The following is a 14,493-nucleotide window of genomic DNA, read 5'->3' on the forward strand; positions in this document are numbered from 1 at the left end:
CACGTTGAAACCCTTGAAGAACGCATTGAACATCTGTTCAGGCTTCGGGAAGTACAGGAACAAAAACCTGATGAAGCACCCGGCTTTGTTACTTTTATACCCTGGCCATTCATGTCTGAAGGCACGCACTTGTTGCAGCAACAACCAAACATTAAACCGGTTATGGCTGCAGAATATATCAGAATGATAGCGCTGAGCAGAATCATACTCGATAACATTAGCAACCTGCAAGCCTCCTTACTTACCGTAGGTAAAGACATTGCCCAAACATGCCTTTTTGCCGGCGCCAACGACCTTGGCTCTATCATGATTGAAGAAAATGTAGTATCCTCGGCAGGCGTAAGACGAACAATTGAAAAAAACACCCTGACAGATACAATCGAAAAGGCGGGTTTTAAACCCCGCTTGCGTAATCAGGCCTATGAGTTTGTTGACAAATTATTTTGATAAAATCAGGCGCCTGGTATCTTTTTGTTTACCATCAGTGCAGACTAAAAAATAAATACCCGGGTCAAGCTTTACACCAGTATCTGACTTACCATTCCATTGATAAGTAAAAGTGCCATCACCAATTGCATTTGGGGCGAGTGTTTTAACTTTCTGAGATTTTATATTATAAATACTAACATCAGGTTCCCCATTCCAGTTGGAACTTTTAATTTGAATAGTAATATGATTTTTAAATGGGTTTGGATACCCGGTCATTGAAATGCCATCTTTCGGATCAGGATCTATGCCACTCATATCAGTATGTTTAGCATCCCGTTTATAATAGATTTCATAAATAGTGTCCTTGTCTTCCATCCAAATATAGTCTACATAATCTTCACTAAAGGTAAGATATGCAATTGAAGGATTTAATGGGTTACCCGGAATTGTATCTCTAATTTCCAGGTTAAAAAAATCATAAAAGGCATGAAAAAGTGTATCTCTTCTTTTAAACAAAAAACTAAAGCCAATAGGTGGTAATAAATCATCGACACAAATAATATCTACAGGATATTCACTGGTAAAAACCTCCTGATCACCAATAACAATTTGATCATCATCGTTTAAAAAAAGAAGTTCCATGTATCCATACTTATTATAGGTTATAGTTGGCTTTTTGCCTGTAGTAGACCATACTAATTCTGCTGGAGTCGAATAACCCTTACTGTAAACTGATATTGAATCCAAAGAATGGCTTACCATATAATAAAATTTATCATCTGGAAAAGATGAGATATAATATGCTAAATCATCAGCAATACCAATATCCATAATACTATCGCTGCTAAAAACACCAACCGGCTCAGTGAGCGCAAAATCATTACCATATTCTACCTGAATCAATGAATCAGTTAAATCATGATTTTCTCTGATATAAAATAAGATATTCAGATGGCTTAAAATCGGTCTTCGACAGTTGTAATTGGTATCACTCAACAAATGAGCTTCTCCCCAATTTCTTTGCGAATCAGTTTTTCTACCATATATGGCAGAAACTGAGTCACAGGATTCATAAACTAAATAAAAACCAGGTAGCAAAAAGGGATTCTTGCCCTCAGTTATGGTTACAGGCTCACTCCAGGTTCCGTTATATCTGACACCTTTTATGACTAGCCCATTTTCAGAGCTATCACTATAAACCACATACTTTTCACTTCCAAAATTTCTAACAATTTTACGTTGATTGGGATTGTCTAATGCATTAGGATGCCTGGTAGTAGCAATCATGGTCTGCGCATTTAGCGAACACGCAAACAATAAGGCTGGCAATAACAATTTGATTCTCATGGCAGTATTTTTAGTGTAGAGAATCAAATATAACAAAAATTAAAATTTAAAACAACCCATGCAGATCAGCACTTACCTGATCGACTACGTAACTCATATGTTCCGGATTATTGGCAAAGTTGTATTTATCTACATCAATTACCAGTAAATTACCTGCAGTGTAGCCACTTATCCAGGCTTCATAACGCTCGTTCAGGCGCTTGAGATAATCAATACGTATGGTTTTTTCATATTCACGGCCACGCTTCTCGATCTGGTTCACCAACGTTCCTACAGAGGCACGTAAATAAATCAATAAATCGGGAGGCTTTATGAGGGAATTCATCAAGTTAAAAAGCCGGAAATAATTGTCAAAATCCCGCTTTGACATTAAACCCATATCATGCAGGTTGGGCGCAAAAATATAGGCATCCTCGTAAATAGTACGATCCTGAATAACCTGAAGTCCCGATTTCTGAATCTCAACAATCTGACTAAAGCGGCTGTTTAAAAAGTAAATTTGCAAATTAAAAGACCACCGCTGCATGTCATTGTAAAAATCATTGAGGTAGGGATTATCATCCACATCTTCGTAGTGTGTTTCCCATCCAAAATGTTTGGCAAGCTTGCCTGTTAGTGTGGTTTTCCCCGATCCGATATTTCCGGCTATGGCCAAATGCATAAATTAGTAATTTAATGGTTCAATTTGATTTTCCTCTAACAAATATAGTTGATTTTTACTTTGCCATACAGCATCTATTGGTTTATTGCCTTTAAACAATGTATCTGTTTTATTTATCGTATAATTAAATTTTAATACACGCTGCTTATCAACATAATACACATGCTTATAATTCACATAAGGTTTTTCAATCCTATTAAAAGAAAACTTATGGCTGAAGGTACCAAATTGATCAAAAAGCAACAATTCATCTGAACGGGTCAATACAAGTAACATATTATTACGCCATACCATTTTTTCAATTTCTACTGCATTGGCATAATTAAAGTATACAGCCCCTTTTTGCAGCACCTCAAGGTTTTTGCTTATCAGAAGCAGCTGTCCGGTTTGTCCGTCAGCTATCCAAATCTGGTCATCAGGACCAAGGCAAGTAGCAGAAACATCGTAAAATCCTTTTGTAGAGAGATCGAGCGGATCGCCCAAAGGAGCCAGCTCGTTGTCTAGTAAAACTATAGCATTTGCATCTTTATGAAAAACCAGATTTTTCAATCCTTTAAAACAATCTATTTGCTGAATATCGCCAAGGTAGCTGTCCTGATAATTTGCAACCTGATTGCCTTTTAAATCTGTTTTAATAAGCTGAACACCATCACTCAGATACACAAACCCAAGCACATCTGCATCCACCAATTGCCAGTTACCCTGTGGCATAGCCTGAGCTCTTACGAAAAAATGCAAAAGCAACAGAAAGCAAACTGACAATAATGGTTTCTTCATAACTGAATAATTATGGCATCATTTGAATAAGTTCATCAATATACTTGCGGTTATTGGCAAGTTGTGGAACTTTATTTTGGCCACCGAGCTTGCCGCGTTTTTTCATCCATTTGTAAAACAACCCGTCAGGTGCTTTATGAATTACGGGCATTGACAGCACGCTGTCTTTGTATCTTTTTGCTTCGTAATCACTGTTTACGGTTTGAAGGGCATTGTCCAGCGATACAGTAAAATGATCCATACTATCAGGTTCACGTTCAAATTCAATAATCCATTCGTGCCCACCTGAATCCTTATTTTTCATATAAATAGGGGCAGCTGTAAACTGCGAGACCTTAGCATTGGAATTTTTACACGCAACATCAATTGCTTTTATCGCATTATCTACAATCAGTTCTTCACCAAATGCATTAATAAAGTGCTTTGTACGGCCTGAAATTTTAAGTTTGTGTGGAAACGTAGAAGTAAAAATCACGGTATCACCAATCATGTAGCGCCACAAACCACTATTGGTGCTAATGACCATGGCATAGTTTTTCCCGATTTCGACCTCCTCAATAGTTACTGTTTTAGGATGATCTTCATCAAGTTGATCCATGGGAATAAACTCATAAAACACGCCCAGATCAAGCATCAAAAGCATATCATCGCGACTGGGTTCATCTTGTATAGCAAAGAAACCTTCGGAGGCGTTATAAGTTTCCATGTAACGCATCTGATCTGATGGAATAAGCTCTTTGTACATTTGCCGGTAAGGTGTAAAATTGACGCCTCCATGTATAAAAAGTTCCAGATTGGGCCACACTTCAAGTAAATTTTGCTTCCCGGTTTTCTCAAGTATAGCTTTTATCAGCACCAACATCCATGAAGGAACTCCAGCCAGGCTGGTAACATTCTCTTCCAGAGTGGCGCTCATTATTTTTTGAATTTTATTCTCAAACTCGTCAATCAGAATGGTCTCTTTATTGGGCGTACGGATAAAATGAGTCCAAAATGGCATATTCTGTATAAGAATAGCAGATAAATCGCCATAATAAGATTCTCTCGATTCATTAATTTGATGACTACCTCCTAGCGTTAAAGCTTTACCTGACAAATAATTATTCTCTGGGTAATTATCGTTATAAATAGCCATTACATCCTTCCCTCCTCTAAAGTGACACTCTTCGAGTGACTCTTCCGTGACTGGAATAAATTTACTTTTATCAGCTGTAGTACCTGATGACTTGGCAAACCACTTTATTTCTCCGGGCCACAACAATTCCGATTCACCTTGACGCATGCGATCGATCCATGGCTTTATGTCGTCATAAGTTTGCAAAGGCACACGTTCTTTAAAGTGGTCATAACCCTTAATATCACGATAATGATATTTTTTACCCCATTCGGTAGGAGCAGCCTGATTTATTAAGCGCAAAAAAGTTTCATATTGTACGTCAGATGGGTATTGACGCATTAAATTAATTTGCGACATCCGTTTAAGATTCAGCCACGAAACTATGGAGTTAAGAATTGGCATAATTGAAAAATCTGTTTAGTTTTATAAATTGTAAAAATAAAATTTACCTTTTTGATTTCAACACAAAAAACAATCTTTTACGGCCCTTTATTTAATAAGCGAAATCGCGAATTCTATGTCTTTGTTAATCAAACAATTGCGCAATTGCGCACATTCAGGTTTTGCAAATAAAACGAATGATTATTCAAGATTGTTTTGAGCATAACTAAAAAAACATACAAATGAACTATTTCGATCTGGCCATTGCAATACCACTGATTTGGGGAGTTTATAAAGGATTTTCCAAAGGGTTTATTAACTCACTGGCTACATTAGCAGCGCTGGTTCTTGGAATTATTGGCGCTATTAAGTTTAGTGGCATTACAAGTGTATTTCTGGCTAAAAACCTCAACATCGGAACTACCTATTTACCCTTAATTTCATTTGCAGTAACTTTTATTGGTATTATAATCGCCATTCATTTTCTGGCGCGTATCATTGATAAATTACTCTCTGCTGTTGCACTTGGTGGCTTTAACCGCATTGCTGGTGCACTTTTTGGATTGGCTAAATATGGTTTCATTGTTAGTGTTATTTTAATTATTCTCAACTATATTGACCGGCAGGTGCAATTTATGCCAAATGATAAAAAAGAAGCATCGCTGCTTTACGAGCCGGTGTCAAAATTTGCACCAACCATAATCCCATATATTGACCTTGAACGCTTAAAATCTGAAGTACAAAACCGCGTGCCTGATATTAACAAAGACAACCCAATCCCAAAAGAGAAAGGCTAACATCGCATTTGCAATTGATGTCAGCCTTCGGGGGGGGTTACCAACCTGTTTTTTTAATACTGTTCTCCCTGACCTAAATTTGGGGTCATTCAGAGGATAATTTGTTTTTGATTCCTCTTCGACAAATATACTGCATCAATTTGGAGGGAACTACCTATATTCCACTACGTAGATCTACGTAGTTCAACCAAGCAATCCAACACAAAAAACTGTCTATCAGACCACAAACCCGCAACTTAAAATCAATATAAATAACAAATCATTCAAAAACCTATTTCCTGCAAAAGTTGGGAGGTGCATTCGGTAATTGAGCAACTTTGATTAATTTTGGGGTTGATTTTTGACTAACCAAAATTGAGTGCTATGACGAATTTTGTAGAAGAACTGAAATGGCGAGGTATGATTCATGATATTATGCCGGGCACAGAAGAGCAACTAGCAAAAGAAATGACTTCAGCATATGTTGGGATCGACCCTACTGCTGATTCACTTCACATAGGCCATCTTGTTGGCGTAATGATGTTAAAACATTTACAAAGAGCCGGGCATAAACCAATAGCGCTGGTAGGTGGGGCTACAGGTATGATTGGCGACCCCTCGGGAAAATCGCAGGAACGCAATTTGCTCGATGAACCCACCCTGCGCCATAATGAAGAAGCCCTAAAAGCCCAATTGGCAAAATTTCTGGACTTTGAAACACCCTCTGAAAACAAAGCAGAATTGGTCAACAATTACGACTGGATGAAAGATTTTTCGTTTCTTGAATTCATTCGCGACATAGGTAAGCACCTCACTGTAAACTATATGATGAGCAAGGATTCGGTTAAAAAACGACTGGGTGCAGAATCATCAGAGGGGATGTCTTTTACCGAATTCACTTATCAACTTGTGCAGGGATATGACTTCATGTGGCTTTATGAACATAAAAATTGTAAATTGCAAATGGGTGGCTCTGACCAATGGGGCAACATTACTACCGGCACTGAACTTATAAGACGTAAACTGTCAGGAGAAGCATTTGCCATGACTTGCCCATTAATTACAAAAGCCGACGGAGGTAAATTTGGCAAAACAGAAAAAGGCAACATCTGGTTGGATGAAAATCGCACTTCACCTTACGAATTCTATCAATTTTGGTTGAACACATCAGACGAAGATGCCGGAAAATTCATCAAGATATTTACATTACTGGGTAAAGAAGAAATAAAAGCAATTGAGCAGGAACATCAGGAAGCACCCCATCAAAGGAAACTTCAAAAGCGTCTGGCTGAAGAAATGACTATAATGGTGCACGGAGAAGATGCCCTGAAAATGGCTCAGGAGGCTTCACAGATATTATTTGGCAAATCGACCAAAGAAAACCTAAAGGCAATCGACGAGCGCACGTTTTTATCTGTATTTGAGGGCGTACCAACATTCGAAATCGATAAAAACTGGTTAAATGATGGCGTGAATGTTGTAGATTTATTGGCAGAAAAAACACAGGTTTTTGCCTCCAAGGGAGAAATGCGCCGACTGTTAAAGGGCGGAGGCTTAAGCATAAACAAGGAAAAAATTCAGGATGTGGAGCTAACACTTGATACTTCATATTTGTTAAACAACAAATACATCCTTGTACAAAAAGGCAAAAAGAAATATTTTGTATTGCAATGTCGATAGATAGCAAAGAACTTATAAATTTAATTGAACATGAAATAAAAGAGTTACCGGGACGTGAGGCACATCGCCTTATGTCTCCAAAGCATCGCGTTTTAAAACCAGACAAGGACCAAAAACCCCGGCAAAGCGCGATAATGATATTGCTATATCCTAAAAACGAAAGCACTCAGATCGTGATGATCAAGCGTGCAGAATACGACGGTGTACATAGTGGTCAGATTGCGTTTCCCGGTGGTAAAAAAGAACCCGGAGACAATGATCTCCTCGATACAGCCCTACGTGAAACCTTCGAAGAAATTGGCTTGCGGAGGAACGACATTCGCATCATCGGTAAACTATCTCCCTTATTTATTCCAGTTAGCAACATGTGCGTACACCCATGGGTAGGTTTCTATAATAGCCAACCCGTTTTTGTAAAACAAGACAAAGAAGTGCAGCAAGTTTTATCTGTTTCTTTAGACCAACTTCTAGGAAATGAGGCCATTACACAATCGGTTTTTTCTGGTGCCCATTACCAGGTTGAAGCTCCTTGTTACTTTGTAAACGGATTGCGCATATGGGGTGCTTCAGCTATGATTCTCAGTGAATTTATCACCATATTGAAAAGAAACCCTGATTTAAGCAGTTCATAGTTTTTAAAAATTTTAGAAAAATTAGGCTGAAAATTATTTGGGTTTTGAAAAATTATTATCTTTGCACACCGAAATCAATTTGGTGGGAGTAGCTCAGCCTGGTTAGAGCACTGGATTGTGGTTCCAGGGGTCGTGGGTTCAAGTCCCATCTTCCACCCAAAAAAGCGAGGGATTATTATCCTTCGCTTTTTTAATTTTAATAAGCTTCTCTTCAAAATCAGTTAACATCACTACCCTATTTTAGCTTTAGAAGGATCACTTCATAAAGTTGGGGAGTATAGTTGAACTGCGAAAAATGGCCTTGAAAGCTTATCAAAAAACAGAACACGGATTGAGCTATTAGAATTCAGAAAAAACTCTCATAAATCCAACCACCTGGATTTTAGATATTTGCACCATCATAAAAATATCATAGATAAGCTGATTAAAACGGATACCGTTTTAGGTTTTATTCGCGTTTTATTTCTTCCAGCCAGAAGCGATTTTCCTGATTCCGGAGAAATCACATATTTATAGCTTTTAATCGAGCTATAAACAGCACCGCAACGGGTAGGTGATTAGTGAACAGGCTTATCAATCGGTGAGATGTAGGATTTTCAATAATATTGGACTCCTCCGGAGTCCTTGAATACCTTTTTCACATAAATTCTACAAATATGTAAACCCTCCGGGTTTAAGAATTGCATCATGGTGGTGCCGATATAACTTCGCTAAGGTTGGCTGCATGAACTCCAGTAAATTGGAACACGGATAAAGCGGTTAAATTCAGTAAAAAATATACGAAGTAGAATGTTTTTAGCGTATGTAGCGCTACGCGCTGGTGCCAGAAATATCATAGATAAACGGATTAAGACAGATACCGTTATTGCTTGTATTCGCGATAATCCGTCTATCAACGATATCGGCTTTAGGATTTTGATTAAAACTCGCATTAGCAAAATGTTGGAAAGAAAACATGAGGCATCAATTAATCTATCGGTATAATCCGCGTCCTATTTTTGTCGGGTAAAGTTAGGAGCTCCATCGATTGATTTTCGGCAAACTTACCTCGCTTTAAATCACAAAAAAAAGGAACACGGATTAAGCTGTTAAATTCAGTAAAAAATAGGTGTAGTAAAATAATAGCAGCGTATTCAGCGCTTTGCCCTGGCGATAGAAATATCATAGATAAGCTGATTAAAGCGGATACCGTTAGAAGTTTTGTCAGTGATAATCCGTCTATCGACGATATAGTTTTTGGGTTAGCTAGCGGAATTTTTGTGTAGAAATAGATTTTCAAGAAAACATAAGCCACAGATTAATCAATCGGTATAATCCGCGTCCTATTTTGTCGGGTAAAGATAGGAGCTCCACCGATTGATCTTAGGAAAACTTGCCTGGCTTAAAATTACAAAAAAAAGGAACACGGATTAAGCGGTTAAAAAGAGTTCCAGTAATTTGGTTTAGTATTGTGTAATCTGTGAAAACCAGCTTATCATAGATATCATTTTTAGTTCCTGCCTTAAATCATTTTCTTAAAGCAAGTCGACTTAAAAGTCCAACACTTTTTAATTTGATGTCTTTAGAATTCCAAAAATAAAAGCTATGCAAAATTTTCATGAATTAAGCTTAACGCCCCCAGGCGAACTTTCCCGAATCTACAATGAGGTCATAGCTAAAACCGAATATGAAAGGCTTTCCCGGGAAGGCAAATATAAAATTGAATACCTTCAACTTCAAATGCATGAGCAATCAGATGTATTCAGTCATTTTTAATATTTTGTAGTGATTGTTTTCTTTAACTAAAAATTATATCTTTAAACTTCATAATTTTTGAATATGATTTTTAACGAAGGAGACCATCATAAACCGAGCATCAAATTCGACAAAGAAACCGGAACCCTCTCCGTTACAGGTAGTTCTTATCCTGAAAACGCAGAAAAAGTTTATTATCCAGTTCTGGACTGGCTAAGCGAATTTGATTTTGGGCAAACACCCAAAATGATACTACACATTTCATTAAAATATTATAATACTGCCACATCGAAAAAGCTTTTTGAAATTATTAAAAAGTACAACCAGGCCTGGAAAAATGGCCAAAAGGCCGAGATACGCTGGGAATACATGAGTGACGATGAAGACATGTTCGAATCAGGAAGATACTACAGCGAACTGGTAGAGGTGCCTTTTCATTTTATTGAAATTCCTGATTAAATATAAATTACTGCCATTCTCGTAAATCCTAAGGACAAAACAACTTTCCAAATTCAGAAAGCACACATTATTCCACATTTACCGTCATTTAAATCAATGACGAAATCTTCTTTTGATTTTTTTTAGAAAAAGCATACTTTAGACTTTATTTCTTTAAAACGACTTTTTTCATGCATATTTTTAAACTTTATATATGAAAGAATCTAAAAAGAAACCACATGACAGTGAGGCCCATCTAAAAAGTAACAAGCGTTATTTCGATGTAGATGGGCCAGTTTTTTGGCCGGCAGCCGTTTTAATTGTTTTATTTATTGCTGTTACCCTGATCATCGGTAAACCGATGGAGAAGGTTTTTTCATCTGTACAGGATAATATTTCTGATTATGGTGGTTGGTTTTTTGTGCTCTCGGTAAACTTTTTCCTTTTTTTCGTATTCTTCATTGCCTTTAGTAAACTTGGAAAGATCAGGCTCGGGGGTGATCGGGCAAAACCTGAGTTCTCACTTGGCGCCTGGTTTTCGATGCTATTCAGTGCCGGAATGGGCATCGGTATTCTGTTCTGGAGCGTTGGCGAGCCCATGAATCACTTTATGAACCCTCCCCAGGGAGAAGCCGGGACGGTAGAGGCTGCGAGACTCTCCATGGAAACCACCTTTCTTCACTGGGGCTTGCACGCATGGGGTATATATGCCCTTGTCGGTATGGCGCTGGCATTCTTCACTTTTAACAAAAAACTACCACTGACCATCAGTTCGGTATTCTACCCCTTGCTGGGAGAAAAAGTTCATGGTCCCTGGGGAAAAGTCATTAATGTACTAGCCGTAGTAGCGACGCTATTTGGATTAGCCACTTCGCTTGGTATGGGTGTGCAACAGGTTAGCGCCGGCCTGGCTCATTTGTTCGACCTACCTGATACAGTTACTTCCCAGGTAATTCTAATCACCCTGATTACTTTTGCTGCAACCGGTTCGGTTATAGCAGGTTTAAGTGGCGGTGTGAAGCGTTTGAGTCAGCTTAACATGTACCTGGGAGCCTTGTTTTTATTGTTCATGCTTCTGGTAGGGCCTTCATTATTTATTTTCGACTCATTCGTGCAAAACCTGGGAACCTATGTGCAAAATTTCTTTGAGCTTTCTTCATGGACCGAAACTTACCAGCAGTCTGACTGGCAAAATGGGTGGACCGTCTTTTACTGGGCATGGTGGATTAGCTGGTCCCCGTTTGTAGGTATGTTTATAGCCCGCATTTCACGTGGCCGTACTTTGAAAGAATTTGTCCTTGGCGTACTCATCGTGCCTACCTTACTAACCTTCTTTTGGTTATCAACTTTTGGCGGAAGCGCAATGTATTTGGAAATAAATGCCATGGCCGATATTGCAGGAGCTGTTTCTGAAAATGTGGCAACCTCATTGTATGTGCTCCTTGAACAGTTTCCATTGTCGCTAATCACATCCAGCGTTGGAGTAATACTGGTTACCAGTTTTTTTGTAACTTCTTCCGACTCTGGCTCATTGGTGGTAGATAGTTTAACTGCAGGAGGGAAACTTGATGCACCGGTCCCTCAACGCATTTTCTGGGCACTTACCGAGGGAGCTGTTGCTGCCGTATTGTTGATTGGCGGTGGTTTGGGCGCACTCCAAACAGCAGCCATATCCACTGGTCTGCCGTTTGCTATTTTACTCATTATCTTAGCATTCAGTTTACTCAAAGGCTTACGGATGGAATATAGCAACATGATGGAAGTGAAAAGAGAAGAGGAACGCAAAGAATACCAGGATACAATTGCCAATTTGATACGCAAACGCGAAAAAGCAAAATCATCCGGCAAAAGTGATGAACAAAAATAAAAATCGTAAACTCAATAATTTAACACTATGTATCAACTTGATCATATATTAGTTTGTCTCGACCTTACGGACATGGATGATTTCCTTGTTCGTTACAGCAACTTCATGGTGGATAAATTTAAGCCCAAAAGCATTACGTTCATGCACGTGGTGCGGTCTTACGATATCCCAAAAGAAATTTTGTCAACTTTTTCAGAAATGGATGCACCACTCACAGAGATTGTGAAAGAAGAGGTGCAGGAAAAAGTTGATGAACATTTTATGCATAAAAACGACATTGAAACCATTGTAACCGTAAAGGAAGGTTATACGACCGAAACCATTGTACAGTACAGCCAAAAACATAACATTACACTTACCCTTATGGGCAAGAAAATTGGTTACAAAGGACGCGGTGGAGTAGTACGAAAGGTACTGAGCATTACACCATCTTCAGTACTGCTCATAAGTGAAACCACGCAACACAAAATTGAGCATGTGATGGTGCGCATGGATTTTACCAAAATTGCAGGAATAACCATGAAAATGGCTGAGCAACTTCATGAATTAACTGGAGCCAAAATATCATGCCACCATGTGTACAAGTTACCACTGAAATATTTCCCTCAAAACCGACCTGAGGATGATGAAAAGCTACAAATGCATGTAGAAAAACACAGTAAAAAAGAGTACGAGAAATTTGCAAAACGCCTAAAAATAGACACTAAAGCTATCCCATGCACATGGACGCTTGATGTAGAAAATGAAGAAGCCCATATTCTGTATAATCAGGCTTTGAGCATTCAGGCAGATATGATTTTAATTGGTTCGAAAATTAAATCTGAGATGGCCGATGTAATTCTTGATACGACTTCAGAAAAACTGGCCGGTCCGGAGAAAAATATTCCGGTATTTGTAGTCAAAGACCGCAAGCAAACCCTTGGTTTTTTAGAAGCATTGTTTGATTAAATTTATTCATTATGATAAAACAAGCATTCACATATTTACTGGCAATTTCCATGAGCCTCTTTCTGATGAGCTCATGCGATTTTGAAACCGTTGATGAGGAAAAAGAAAGAAGTATCAAACTGGTTTATACCGATTGGTCAGAAAGTGTGGCGTTGAACCACCTCTCAACTTATCTTCTGGAAGAAAAACTTGGGTATAATGTAATCACAAAGCTTACCAATGTTGAATCAGCCTATGCTGAGTTGGCAGAGAGAAAAGCCGATGTTTTTACAGACGCCTGGTTACCAAAAACACAGGAAAAATATTACACCCGATATGCTGAAAATCTTGAGAAAGTGAGCATCATCTACCCGGAAGCACGCACGGGATTTGTTGTGCCTGATTACAGCCCATTGAAGACTATCAAGGACCTGCGATCTCACACCCAACCTATTGTCGGAATTGACTCAGGAGCGGGAGTTATGCACAAAGCCCGTTTGGCTTTAGAATCATATAATCTTCAAACACCATTGGAAAGTCTTTCAGAGAAAGCAATGGTATCGAAGCTTGAAGATGCCTTGAAACGTCGAAAAGAAATTGTGGTAACCGGTTGGGAGCCTCATTGGATATTTGCCCGGTACGAAGTCAGATTTTTGGAAGATCCTGACAATTTGTTTGGTGAAAAAGAGAAAATTTATGCCATCAGTCGCAAAGATCTGGCATCAAAACACCCTGTGGCTGTGCGGTTTTTTGAACGTATGCAACTTTCCGAAAAGCAACTCAACACCCTGGTCTATGAAATCCGTGTAGCAGAAGACCCAATTCAGGGAGTCAAAAAATGGATTAAACATAACGAATATGTTGTAAACCAATGGGTCAAAGACTTAAAACCAGTACGGAAAAAGATAATGTAACGCAATCCACAGCAAATTGACTACCGCAGATATTAAAACCCGGTTCATCGGCAGGCGAACCGGGTTTTTTGTATAAAAAAACAAAACACAGGTAGGGTAATTGGGTTTTTATGCGGTACAGTTATAAAAGATTGTTTAACCAAAAATTTATAACTATGAAACGAATTATTTTTTTAATCATCAGTCTTACAACCCTGACCTACTTAAGTTGCGAAAAAGAAGAAGATCTGGTTTCCAGTGACACATTGCTGTCTGATGAAGAAAAGGCTATGATAACAGATGATGCAGCAGCCGATGATGCTACAGAAGCACTCGAATATGAAGTAGATTATTTTACAGGCACTGCGCAATCGCTTTCCAACCTCGAGGGCAGCAACCTTAAAAGCATTAATAACTGGGGTATGCGTTATATGGGTGGCGAAGGACCAACAGTTACCGTAGATCCGCTTGGTGATGTGTTTCCAAAAACAATCACCATAGATTATGGCGATGGAGTGGAATTGAATAACGGACGTATAATAAGTGGAATTATTACGATTGAAGTTTCAGCCCCTCCCCTTACAAATGGAGCTACCCGCGTGATAACCTACACCAATTTTTATATTGATTCAGTTAACATAGCCGGTCAGGCAACCAGAACATTTACCGGAACAGACAGCACTGAACATATTTTCTCGAATGTCTGCGACCTGGTGTTGACATTTGCTGACGAAACTCAGCTAATACGACATGGAGAGCGAACAAGAAGCCTGGTTGAAGGTTTCGAAACCATTTTTGACCCTTCTGACGATTTAATCCTGATTACAGGATTTG

At 38.7% G+C, this 14,493-nt stretch carries 13 protein-coding genes, 1 tRNA gene and 1 pseudogene; 11 read left to right on the forward strand and 4 right to left on the reverse strand.

The genetic code is table 11. The annotated features are described in order from the left end of the window. Window positions 1-447: pseudogene (locus VJ937_RS03400) on the forward strand (dehypoxanthine futalosine cyclase); the annotation flags it as partial. Here the strand turns inward: VJ937_RS03400 and VJ937_RS03405 are convergent. From VJ937_RS03405 to VJ937_RS03420, 4 genes are read right to left on the reverse strand one after another with little or no spacing between them, the layout of a single operon-like run. After that, entirely contained in the window at window positions 439-1,776 is a 1,338-nt protein-coding gene (locus VJ937_RS03405; protein ID WP_324065492.1) for a T9SS type A sorting domain-containing protein, read from the reverse strand. The pseudogene VJ937_RS03400 and the gene VJ937_RS03405 overlap by 9 nt on opposite strands. A gap of 46 nt (window positions 1,777-1,822) precedes the next feature. Next, entirely contained in the window at window positions 1,823-2,437 is a 615-nt protein-coding gene (locus VJ937_RS03410; protein WP_057952938.1) for a deoxynucleoside kinase, read from the reverse strand. 3 nt (window positions 2,438-2,440) lie between these two features. Further along, complete coding sequence (locus VJ937_RS03415) at window positions 2,441-3,214, reverse strand: hypothetical protein (RefSeq protein ID WP_324065493.1); 774 nt, start codon at window positions 3,212-3,214, stop codon at window positions 2,441-2,443. Window positions 3,215-3,224: 10 nt separating this feature from the next. Next, window positions 3,225-4,733, reverse strand: a complete 1,509-nt coding sequence (locus tag VJ937_RS03420) for a GH3 auxin-responsive promoter family protein (protein WP_324065494.1) — start codon at window positions 4,731-4,733, stop codon at window positions 3,225-3,227. Between the two features lie 221 nt (window positions 4,734-4,954). Between VJ937_RS03420 and VJ937_RS03425 the strand changes: the two genes are divergently transcribed. From VJ937_RS03425 to VJ937_RS03470, 10 genes are all read left to right on the forward strand, one after another. After that, the gene (locus VJ937_RS03425; RefSeq protein WP_324065495.1) at window positions 4,955-5,509 is read left to right on the forward strand and encodes a CvpA family protein; all 555 of its coding nucleotides are present in this window, start codon (window positions 4,955-4,957) and stop codon (window positions 5,507-5,509) included. A 363-nt stretch (window positions 5,510-5,872) separates the two neighbouring features. Continuing rightward, entirely contained in the window at window positions 5,873-7,168 is a 1,296-nt protein-coding gene (gene tyrS / locus VJ937_RS03430) for a tyrosine--tRNA ligase (RefSeq protein ID WP_324065496.1), read from the forward strand. Beyond that, window positions 7,159-7,800: a CoA pyrophosphatase gene (locus VJ937_RS03435; protein ID WP_324065497.1), complete on the forward strand. Its 642-nt coding sequence runs from the start codon at window positions 7,159-7,161 to the stop codon at window positions 7,798-7,800. Before tyrS ends, VJ937_RS03435 begins: the two co-directional genes overlap by 10 nt. An 82-nt stretch (window positions 7,801-7,882) precedes the next feature. After that, window positions 7,883-7,957, forward strand: a tRNA-His gene (locus VJ937_RS03440). 1,427 nt (window positions 7,958-9,384) lie between these two features. Next, on the forward strand, window positions 9,385-9,555 hold the full coding sequence (locus tag VJ937_RS03445) for a hypothetical protein (RefSeq protein ID WP_324065498.1): 171 nt from the start codon (window positions 9,385-9,387) through the stop codon (window positions 9,553-9,555). A 63-nt stretch (window positions 9,556-9,618) separates the two neighbouring features. Further along, window positions 9,619-9,993 (forward strand): DUF1987 domain-containing protein, encoded by a 375-nt coding sequence (locus VJ937_RS03450; protein ID WP_324065499.1) that lies wholly within the window; start codon window positions 9,619-9,621, stop codon window positions 9,991-9,993. Between the two features lie 193 nt (window positions 9,994-10,186). Then, window positions 10,187-11,839 (forward strand): BCCT family transporter, encoded by a 1,653-nt coding sequence (locus tag VJ937_RS03455; RefSeq protein WP_324065500.1) that lies wholly within the window; start codon window positions 10,187-10,189, stop codon window positions 11,837-11,839. A 27-nt stretch (window positions 11,840-11,866) separates the two neighbouring features. After that, the gene (locus tag VJ937_RS03460; protein ID WP_324065501.1) at window positions 11,867-12,787 is read left to right on the forward strand and encodes a universal stress protein; all 921 of its coding nucleotides are present in this window, start codon (window positions 11,867-11,869) and stop codon (window positions 12,785-12,787) included. An 11-nt stretch (window positions 12,788-12,798) separates the two neighbouring features. Continuing rightward, complete coding sequence (locus VJ937_RS03465; RefSeq protein WP_324065502.1) at window positions 12,799-13,680, forward strand: glycine betaine ABC transporter substrate-binding protein; 882 nt, start codon at window positions 12,799-12,801, stop codon at window positions 13,678-13,680. Between the two features lie 155 nt (window positions 13,681-13,835). After that, a partial coding sequence (locus VJ937_RS03470) for a hypothetical protein (protein WP_324065503.1) occupies window positions 13,836-14,493 on the forward strand: 658 nt, incomplete at its 3' end.

The sequence above is a fragment of the Salinivirga sp. genome (assembly GCF_035268865.1).
In the GTDB taxonomy this organism is placed as follows: domain Bacteria; phylum Bacteroidota; class Bacteroidia; order Bacteroidales; family Salinivirgaceae; genus Salinivirga.

Coding starts and splice junctions, on each gene's coding strand:
- VJ937_RS03425 (WP_324065495.1), top strand. CDS start 4,955: ATGAACTATTTCGATCTGGCCATTGCAATACCACTGATTTGGGGAGTT.
- tyrS (WP_324065496.1), top strand. CDS start 5,873: ATGACGAATTTTGTAGAAGAACTGAAATGGCGAGGTATGATTCATGAT.
- VJ937_RS03405 (WP_324065492.1), bottom strand. CDS start 1,776: ATGAGAATCAAATTGTTATTGCCAGCCTTATTGTTTGCGTGTTCGCTA.
- VJ937_RS03455 (WP_324065500.1), top strand. CDS start 10,187: ATGAAAGAATCTAAAAAGAAACCACATGACAGTGAGGCCCATCTAAAA.
- VJ937_RS03460 (WP_324065501.1), top strand. CDS start 11,867: ATGTATCAACTTGATCATATATTAGTTTGTCTCGACCTTACGGACATG.
- VJ937_RS03445 (WP_324065498.1), top strand. CDS start 9,385: ATGCAAAATTTTCATGAATTAAGCTTAACGCCCCCAGGCGAACTTTCC.
- VJ937_RS03450 (WP_324065499.1), top strand. CDS start 9,619: ATGATTTTTAACGAAGGAGACCATCATAAACCGAGCATCAAATTCGAC.
- VJ937_RS03420 (WP_324065494.1), bottom strand. CDS start 4,733: ATGCCAATTCTTAACTCCATAGTTTCGTGGCTGAATCTTAAACGGATG.
- VJ937_RS03435 (WP_324065497.1), top strand. CDS start 7,159: ATGTCGATAGATAGCAAAGAACTTATAAATTTAATTGAACATGAAATA.
- VJ937_RS03415 (WP_324065493.1), bottom strand. CDS start 3,214: ATGAAGAAACCATTATTGTCAGTTTGCTTTCTGTTGCTTTTGCATTTT.
- VJ937_RS03465 (WP_324065502.1), top strand. CDS start 12,799: ATGATAAAACAAGCATTCACATATTTACTGGCAATTTCCATGAGCCTC.
- VJ937_RS03410 (WP_057952938.1), bottom strand. CDS start 2,437: ATGCATTTGGCCATAGCCGGAAATATCGGATCGGGGAAAACCACACTA.